The organism is Streptomyces mayonensis (genome assembly GCF_018982965.1).
Taxonomy (GTDB): domain Bacteria; phylum Actinomycetota; class Actinomycetes; order Streptomycetales; family Streptomycetaceae; genus Streptomyces; species Streptomyces mayonensis.
Genome location: NZ_JACBYP010000197.1, coordinates 1 through 8,248, shown reverse-complemented (window position 1 = coordinate 8,248; position 8,248 = coordinate 1). Strand labels below are relative to the sequence as shown.

The 8,248-nt window shown below is 72.8% G+C and carries 5 protein-coding genes; 2 read left to right on the top strand and 3 right to left on the bottom strand.

All coding sequences use genetic code 11. The annotated features are described in order from the left end of the window. Window positions 1–416: 416 nt before the first annotated feature. Window positions 417–1,649, bottom strand: coding sequence for an aminotransferase class III-fold pyridoxal phosphate-dependent enzyme (locus HZS56_RS36590; protein WP_308408242.1), 1,233 nt, complete (start codon window positions 1,647–1,649; stop codon window positions 417–419). 609 nt (window positions 1,650–2,258) lie between these two features. On the opposite strand from HZS56_RS36590, the gene HZS56_RS36585 reads away from it, so the two are divergent. Then, window positions 2,259–3,485: a trypsin-like serine peptidase gene (locus tag HZS56_RS36585; protein ID WP_216725122.1), complete on the top strand. Its 1,227-nt coding sequence runs from the start codon at window positions 2,259–2,261 to the stop codon at window positions 3,483–3,485. A gap of 114 nt (window positions 3,486–3,599) precedes the next feature. Continuing rightward, window positions 3,600–4,814 (top strand): trypsin-like serine peptidase, encoded by a 1,215-nt coding sequence (locus tag HZS56_RS36580; protein ID WP_216725121.1) that lies wholly within the window; start codon window positions 3,600–3,602, stop codon window positions 4,812–4,814. 152 nt (window positions 4,815–4,966) lie between these two features. On the opposite strand, the gene hflX is transcribed toward HZS56_RS36580, so the two are convergent. Both hflX and HZS56_RS36570 read right to left on the bottom strand, forming a co-directional pair. Next, window positions 4,967–6,460, bottom strand: coding sequence for a GTPase HflX (hflX, locus tag HZS56_RS36575; protein ID WP_216725120.1), 1,494 nt, complete (start codon window positions 6,458–6,460; stop codon window positions 4,967–4,969). A 145-nt stretch (window positions 6,461–6,605) separates the two neighbouring features. Beyond that, window positions 6,606–8,129: a M1 family metallopeptidase gene (locus HZS56_RS36570; protein ID WP_216725119.1), complete on the bottom strand. Its 1,524-nt coding sequence runs from the start codon at window positions 8,127–8,129 to the stop codon at window positions 6,606–6,608. Window positions 8,130–8,248 lie beyond the last annotated feature (119 nt).

The window sequence follows — 8,248 nt, the reverse complement described above, 5'->3', positions numbered from 1 at the left end:
GCCCGGGGGGGGGGGGGGGGGGCGGGGGGCGGGTGGGGGGGGCGGGGGGGGCGGGGGTGGGGGGGGGCGCCGGTACGCAGGCCGGACCGGAGGCCGATTCGAGGTCGGCGCCTGAGGCCGGTACGAGGTGGGGAGCAGAGGCTGGATCAGGCACCCGGCCACCCGCCGGCGCAGGATCGGCGCCGGGCACCGGTTCAAGGTTCAGCCCCGGCACCGGTTCAAGGTTCAGCCCCGGCACCGGTACACGGCGGGGAGCCGAGGCCGAACCAGGCACCCGGCCACCCGCCGGCGCAGGGTGGGGGCCGGAGGCCGGTGCGAGGTGGGGAGCGAAGGCCGGGGCGGGGTGCGGGTCGGGTGTGGTGTCGGTGGGCAACGTGGGTCCTTCTGGAGTGCTGGGCGGGACCGGGCGGTCGGTGTCAGCGCTGGGCGCGCCGCCCGGGTAACGGCGCGCTGTCGCCGAAGCGCCGGTCCACGGCCTCCAGGGCGTCGGCCAACCGGTCCAGGACCGCCGTCATCTGCTCCTCGGTGACGATCAGCGGCGGCATCAGGCGCACCACGTTCCCGGCGGGGCCCGTGGCGTCCACGATCAGTCCGCGGCGCAGACACTCCCGCTGCACGACACCGGCGAGTCCCTCGGTGGTGCCGCCGGCGGAGCCGGAGCGGTGCTCCTGGGCGTCACCGTCCGGCGTCGCCAGCTCGATGCCGGTGAGCAGACCGCGCCCCCGCACGTCGGCGACGCACGTGAACCGCTCGGCCAACGGGCGCAGCCGGTCCAGCGTCCGGGCCCCGAGCGCCGCGGCGTGCTCGGCGAGGCGGTGCTCCCGGACGTGGGCGAGCGTGGCCGCGCCCGCGGCCAGGGCGAGCTGGTTGCCGCGGAAGCCGCCGCCCTCGGGTCCCGAGGCGGCTGAGTCGTCCGGGCCGTACAGGTCGGCGCGGTGGATCACCGCGGCCAGCGGCAGGCTGCCGCCGATCGCCCTGGCCAGGACCAGAACGTCGGGGACGACACCGCTGTGTTCGAACGCCCAGAAGGCCCCGGTCCGTCCGACGCCCGTCTCCCGCTCGTCGATCACGAGCGGGACGGCCCGTTCGGTCGTGAGGGCGCGCAGGTGCCGGACGAAGGTGTCCGGGGTGGGACGCACCTCGGCCGCGCTGCCGCCCGGTTCCAGGAACAACCCGGCCGGCTGTGTCCGTTCGGGTCCACCGCCGTCGGGCACCCACTGGTGAGCGGTGACCGTCCGGTTCCGGCCCGTCGCCGCGCGGACCAGCGCGGCCGCCGTGTCGACCGGTTCCGTACCGCTCGGGCCGCAGAACCGCACGCGCGCGTGGTCGGCGAGTCCGGGCGGCAGGGTGCGCAGCAACTCCGTGACGAAAGCGTCCTCGACCGGCGTGGTGAGGTCCATGACCTGCAGTGGGGCGCCCGAATCGAGGACTCCGCGGATCGCCTCCAGCACGGCGGGGTGATTGTGACCCAGAGCGAGTGTCCCCGCGCCCGAGACGCAGTCCAGGTAACGGCGGCCCTCGGCATCCTCGATGGTGAGCCCCCGCGCCCGGACCGGTACGACCGGAACGGCGTGCGCGTAGGTGCGCGCGGCGGGTTCACGCGCCGGCCTGCGCCACGAAGCACCCTCCTGAACGGCGCGCCCCTGCACAAAGGCGCGCCCCCGCGTGGAGGCCTCCCCGCCGAAGGCCCCGTACGCAGGCAGCCCGCGCCGTGACGGTCCCTGTCCGAGCGCCCCGCGGTCCGACTCCCCGCGCCCAGCCCCCTCGTACCCCGCCCCCTCGTGCCCCGACGCACCGTCCCCGGACGCCCCGCCGGTGGGCAGGCCCGCCACCACCGGTACCGGCCGGTTTTCGGCATCTGTGCCCGAGTTCGCGCCATTTGCGTACGCCGATCCCGCCACGGCCTGTCGACCTCCCGCTGCCCGGACGGGGTGCGCGGCGCCGGGTCGTGCCCGGCACGGGGGACCGCGTCCGGACAGCGGGCCCCTCACCGCTACCAACCGCGGACCGTTCACGGGGTTACGGCCTGCCCTAGGATCCTTGCCGGGACGGGACTTTCGCCCTCCGCCGCGGCGGCGGGGGCCGACTTCGCGGACCGTCGGGCACAGCGGGCCAGGTCAGGCGGCTGTGTCCGAACCGTTGCCGTTCCGTCGGAACTCCCCCACAGCCGGCTAATAGTGTGTGGGGCCGTTCCGGGTTCACCGCTCGTCGGTCGGGCCGCGGCACCACGTTCATTCACAGCAGGGGGAATCAACACCATGCGATCCATACGGCCGTTCACCGCGCGCGGGCGCAGGCGCGGGCGGCGCACCACCTCGTCCGCGGCCGCCACCGTGGCACTCGTCTCGGCTCTCGCGCTCACCGCCACGGCGTGCGAGGACGGTGACGCCGAGGCGGGCGGCGACGCCTCGGCCTCCGCGTCCGCCGCGGACGACGGCAACGGGGGCATCCGGATCCCTGAGCACATCAAGGACAAGCTCAAGGAACACGGGATCGACGTAGACGACTGGAAGAACGGCGCCTGGAAGAACTGGAACAAGGACGACTGGCTGCGCGAGGCGCAGGACTTCGTCAATCCGGTCATCGAGGGCCTGTGGGACCCGGACCGGATGCGGGACGCCGAGGAGCCCGACCAGGAGGTCGACGACAACGACATCTCCGGTGACCAGGGTGTCACGGACCCGGAGCCCGCCCCCGTCGAGGCGGAGGCGGTGCCGGCCAAGTACCACGACAGCGCCGCCACCTCGGGCAAGCTCCTCTTCGACTCCCCCAAGGGCTCGATGGTCTGCTCGGCGACGGTCGTGAAGGACCCGGCCCACCCCGGCAAGTCCAACATGGTGTGGACGGCCGGCCACTGCGTGCACGCGGGCAAGAGCGGTGGCTGGTACCGCAACATCGCCTTCGTGCCCTCGTACAACGACGGGAACCTGTCCGCCGACGAACTGGAGAGCGCCACCCGGGAGGACGTCGCTCCCTACGGTGTCTGGTGGGGCGACTGGGCACAGACCTCCGACCAGTGGATCGAGCAGGGCGGTGCGACCGGCGGTGCGGGCGCCTCCTACGACTTCGCCGTCATCCATGTGACGCCGGAGAAGGGCAGCGGCGGCAAGTCCCTGGAGGAGACGGTCGGCGACGCGCTGCCGGTGGACTTCGACGCGCCCGCGGTGCCGGAGACCGAGAGCATGAAGGCGATCGGCTACCCGGCGGCGCCGCCGTACGACGGCCAGAAGCTGTACCAGTGCCAGGACAAGCCCGGCCGGCTGTCCCTGAACGCCTCGGAGCCGACGATGTACCGCATCGGCTGCACCATGACCGGCGGTTCGTCCGGCGGCGGCTGGGTCGCGGCCGGTTCCGACGGCAAGCCCGCCCTGGTGTCCAACACCTCGATCGGCCCGATCACGGCGGGCTGGCTGGCCGGTCCGCGCCTCGGCAAGGAGGCCGAGGGCGTCTTCGACGCGGTGAGCGGCAAGTTCGCGGGCCAGTGATCGCCCACCGGATCTCGTACTGACGCGCGCAGGAGGTGGGGTGCGCCGGGCGGAGGCCGGCACCCCACCTCGGTTTCCATGACATTCACACCATTTCACGGGGGTCGTCACACCATGCGTTCCACACCCACGTCCGCCGCACCACGGCGCGGGCGGCGCACCGTACTCGCCGCCGCGGGCCTGGTCGCCGCGCTGGCACTCACCGCCACCGCCTGTGGCGGGACGGAGGACGAGGCCGACGCCAAGCCCGACGGCGGCGCCTCGCAGGCCGCCGACACCGGTGATGCCGGCGGCGGCGAGGGCGGTCTGCCGGCCGACCTCGCGGACCGGCTCAGGGAGCACGGCATCGACGCCGACCAGTGGAAGGACGGCGGCTGGAAGAACTGGGACAAGGACAAGTGGCTCAGTGAGGCCAAGGACTTCGTCAACCCGATGATCGAGGGCCTGTGGGAGCCGGACCGTATGACATCGGCGAAGGAGGCCGACAAGACGGTCACGACGAAGGACGCGACCGCCGACCAGGGCTCCACCGACCCCGAGCCGGCGCCGGTGGAGGCGACGGCCGAGAAGACGCCGTACCACGAGAACGCCGCTCCGGTCGGCAAGGTCTTCTTCGACTCCCCCGAGGGCTCGATGGTCTGCTCCGGCACGGTCGTCAAGGACGTCAACCACCCGGGCAAGTCCAACCTGGTGTGGACGGCCGGCCACTGCGTGCACGCCGGCGGCAGCGGCGGCTGGTACCGCAACATCGCCTTCGTCCCGTCCTACAACGACCTCGCCAAGTCCGAGGCCGAGCTGGCCGCTGCGACGACCACCGAGATCGCCCCGTACGGCACCTGGTGGGCCGACTGGGCGTCGACCTCGGACCAGTGGATCAAGGGCGGCTCGGAGAACGGCGGCGACGGGGCGGCGCACGACTACTCGGTGCTGCACGTGAAGCCGGAGCAGGGCAGCAAGTCCCTGGAGGAGACGGTCGGTGCGGCGCTCGAGGTGGACTTCTCCGCTCCGTCGGCGACGGAGGTGGCCAGCATGGGAGCCTGGGGCTACCCGGCCGCACCGCCGTACAACGGCCTGCAGATGTTCAAGTGCGTCGACCGGCCGGGCCGGCTGTCGCTGAGCCCGTCGCTGCCGACGATGTACCGCATCGGCTGCACCATGACCGGCGGTTCGTCCGGCGGCGGCTGGTTCCGGGTGGTGGACGGCGAGACCAAGCTCGTCTCCAACACCTCGATCGGCCCGCTGGAGAACACCTGGCTGGCCGGCCCGCAGCTGGGCCGCGGCGCCGAGGCGATGTACCAGAACATGAGTAAGACGTACGGCGGTCGGTGACCCGAGTACGAGGCGAGGGCCCGCCCCCTGGAACAGGGGACGGGCCCTCGGCCGTCGCGGTACGGGTCTCGGGTCTCACCCATCACGGTACGGAACTCGGGACTCGAGCCTCGGACCTCAGGTCCCGTGACTCAGGTCTCGTGACTCAGGTCTCAGGCGAGCGGCGCCGGGACGTACGGCGAGAGTTCCGCCGCCAGTTCCTCGTGCACCCGCACCTTGAGCACGGTGCCCTCCGCGGTGTGCTCCTCGGAGACCACCTCGCCCTCGTCGTGGGCGCGGGCCACGAGCTTGCCTTGGGTGTAGGGCACGAGCGCCTCGATCTCGACCGACGGGCGCGGCAGGTCGTTGTCGATCAGGGCGAGCAGCTCGTCGATGCCCTGGCCGGTGCGCGCGGAGACGGCGATGGACCGCTTCTCCGTCCGCAGCAGCCGCTGGAGCACCAGCGGGTCGGCCATGTCGGCCTTGTTGATTACGACGATCTCGGGCACGTCGGTGGCGCCGACGTCCCTGACCACCTCGCGCACGGCGGCCAGCTGCTCCTCCGGGACGGGGTGCGAACCGTCGACCACGTGCAGGATCAGGTCGGAGTCGCCGACCTCCTCCATCGTGGAGCGGAACGCCTCGACCAGGTGGTGCGGCAGGTGCCGGACGAAGCCGACGGTGTCCGCCAGCGTGTACAACCTGCCGCTCGGGGTCTCCGCGCGGCGCACGGTCGGGTCGAGGGTGGCGAACAGCGCGTTCTCCACCAGCACGCCCGCGCCGGTGAGGCGGTTGAGCAGCGAGGACTTGCCCGCGTTGGTGTAGCCGGCGATGGCGACGGAGGGCACCTTGTGGCGCCTGCGCTCCTGGCGCTTGATCTCGCGGCCGGTCTTCATCTCCGCGATCTCCCGGCGCATCTTGGCCATCTTCTCGCGGATGCGGCGCCGGTCCGTCTCGATCTTGGTCTCACCGGGTCCACGGGTGGCGAGGCCGCCGCCCTTGCCGCCGCCCATCTGCCGGGACAGCGACTGGCCCCAGCCGCGCAGCCTGGGCAGCATGTACTGCATCTGCGCGAGCGCGACCTGCGCCTTGCCCTCTCGGGACTTGGCGTGCTGGGCGAAGATGTCGAGGATCAGGGCGGTGCGGTCGATGACCTTGACCTTGACGACGTCCTCGAGGTGGATCAGCTGCCCCGGACTCAGCTCACCGTCGCAGATGACAGTGTCGGCGCCCGTGTCGAGGACGACGTCCCGCAGTTCCTCGGCCTTGCCGGAGCCGATGTAGGTGGCGGCGTCGGGCTTGTCGCGGCGCTGCACCACGCCGTCGAGCACGAGCGCGCCCGCGGTCTCCGCGAGGGCGGCCAGCTCGGCCAGCGAGTTCTCCGCGTCCCGCACGGTGCCCGAGGTCCACACGCCGACGAGGACGACCCGCTCCAGGCGGAGCTGGCGGTACTCGACCTCGGTGACGTCCTCCAGCTCGGTGGAGAGACCCGCCACCCGGCGCAGGGCCGCGCGGTCGGAACGGTCGAACTGCTCACCGTCCCACTCCGACCCGGTCTCGGGGCTCCGGGCGACGTCCTCTTCCATCAGGGCATCGGCCCGAAGGCCCTCGGGATAGGTCTGCGCGAGACGCTTGGTGTCCTGGGAGGGGGAAGAAGAGGAGGTCATTGGATCCTTACGTGGCTGGGGAGGGATGCGGGCGGCGGGCGTGCCGCCGCACTGGGCACAACGCGCGAGGGGGCGGGGAGATTCCCGCGGCCCGTCCGCGCCGTCCCGAAGATGGTCGCACGGTACGGGCCGTCTCGTCACCGGCTTATTCCCCGTGCGCCGCCTGCGACCCCTTGGCGGGCGCCGTCTCGGCGGACGGCTTCCAGTCGGGGTGACCGGGCATCGGCGGTGTCTTCTCACCGTAGAGCCAGGCCTGGAAGAAGCCGGTCAGGTCGCGGCCGGCCGTCTCGGAGGCGAGCCGCACGAAGTCGGCGGTCGTCGCCGTGCCGTCCCGGTGCGTCGCGGTCCATGCGCGTTCGAGGCCCTCGAAGGCGGGGCGGCCGATCTCCTGGCGAAGGGCGTAGAGGACCAGCGCGGCGCCGTCGTAGACGTTGGCGCGGAAGATGCCGGTCTTGCTGCCGTTCTTCGGCGGCTTCGGCGCGGCCGGCGGACCGCCGGCCGCGCGCCAGCGGTCGGAGGCGCCGTACGCGGCCTTCATGCGCTCCGCCACGGGCCGGTCCGCGGTCTCCTCCGCGTAGAGCGCCTCGTACCAGGTGGCGTGTCCCTCGTTCAGCCACAGGTCGGACCAGGTGGCGGGGGTGACGCTGTTGCCGAACCACTGGTGGGCCAGCTCGTGCACCATGATCGACTCGACGTACCACTGGGGGTAGGCGGGCTCGGTGAACAGCTCGCGCTCGAAGAGGGTGAGCGTCTGGGTCTCGAGCTCGAAGCCGGTGGTGGCGTCGGCCATGAGGAGGCCGTACGTCTCGAAGGGGTAGCGTCCGGCCTTCTTCTCCATCCAGGCGATCTGCTCGGGCGTCTTCGCCAGCCACGGTTCGAGCGCCGCGCGGTGCTCGGTCGGCACGACGTCGCGCACGGGCAGTCCGTGCGGGCCGGTGCGGTGCAGCACCGTGGAGCGGCCGATGGACACCTGGGCCAGTTCGGTGGCCATGGGGTGCCTGGTCCGGTAGCTCCAGGTGGTGGTCCCGCCGGCCCGCTCCACGTCCGTCGGCAGTCCGTTCGCCACGGCCGTGAGCCCGTCGGGGGCCGTGACGTGGAAGGTGAACCGCGCCTTGTCGGAGGGGTGGTCGTTGCAGGGGAACACCAGGTGGGCGACGTCGGCCTGGTTGGCCATGGCGAGGCCGTCGGCGGTGCGCACCCAGCCGCCCTGGCGGTCCTCGGAGTAGACGGGGTCGCTGCTGTGCCGCACGGTGATCCGCGTCCACTCGCCCTCGTCGAGCGCGTCCTCGGGCGTGACGACGAGGTCCTCGCCGGCCGTGGCGAAGCCGGCGGGCTCGCCGTCGACCTCGACGGAGTCGACCTTCCCGTGGGCGAAGTCGAGGTTGATCCGCTCCAGGCCAGCCGTGGCGCGGGCGTCGATGACCGTCACTGCCTTCAGCGGCTTGCTGTTGCTGCCGGAGTAGGTGAAGGAGAGGTCGTACGCCGCCACGTCGTAGCCGGGGTTGCCGAGGTGCGGGAAGAGGCGGTCGCCGACGCCGAGCGGGGTCGGCGGGGCACTCGCGGCGACCAGGCAGACGGACACGGCCGAGGCGAGCAGCGCCGCCGCCCTGAGCCGGCGACGAGAGCGCGCGCGGGGCCGGGGGGCCGGGGAGTGTGGGGTGTGCAGCATCCCCCACGGCTATCAGCGCGTGCCTGCGGGGCGACGGCGGCGCGCGCCCGGGGCACCCGAACGGGTAAGCCCCCCCCGTCGGCTCGTGCGGCGCCCCGTGGCGCGGGCGGGCTCGGGAG

Bases quoted from the DNA above. Each gene is read 5' to 3' on its own strand.
- HZS56_RS36570 (WP_216725119.1), bottom strand. From the start codon at position 8,129: ATGCTGCACACCCCACACTCCCCGGCCCCCCGGCCCCGCGCGCGCTCT.
- hflX (WP_216725120.1), bottom strand. From the start codon at position 6,460: ATGACCTCCTCTTCTTCCCCCTCCCAGGACACCAAGCGTCTCGCGCAG.
- HZS56_RS36580 (WP_216725121.1), top strand. From the start codon at position 3,600: ATGCGTTCCACACCCACGTCCGCCGCACCACGGCGCGGGCGGCGCACC.
- HZS56_RS36585 (WP_216725122.1), top strand. From the start codon at position 2,259: ATGCGATCCATACGGCCGTTCACCGCGCGCGGGCGCAGGCGCGGGCGG.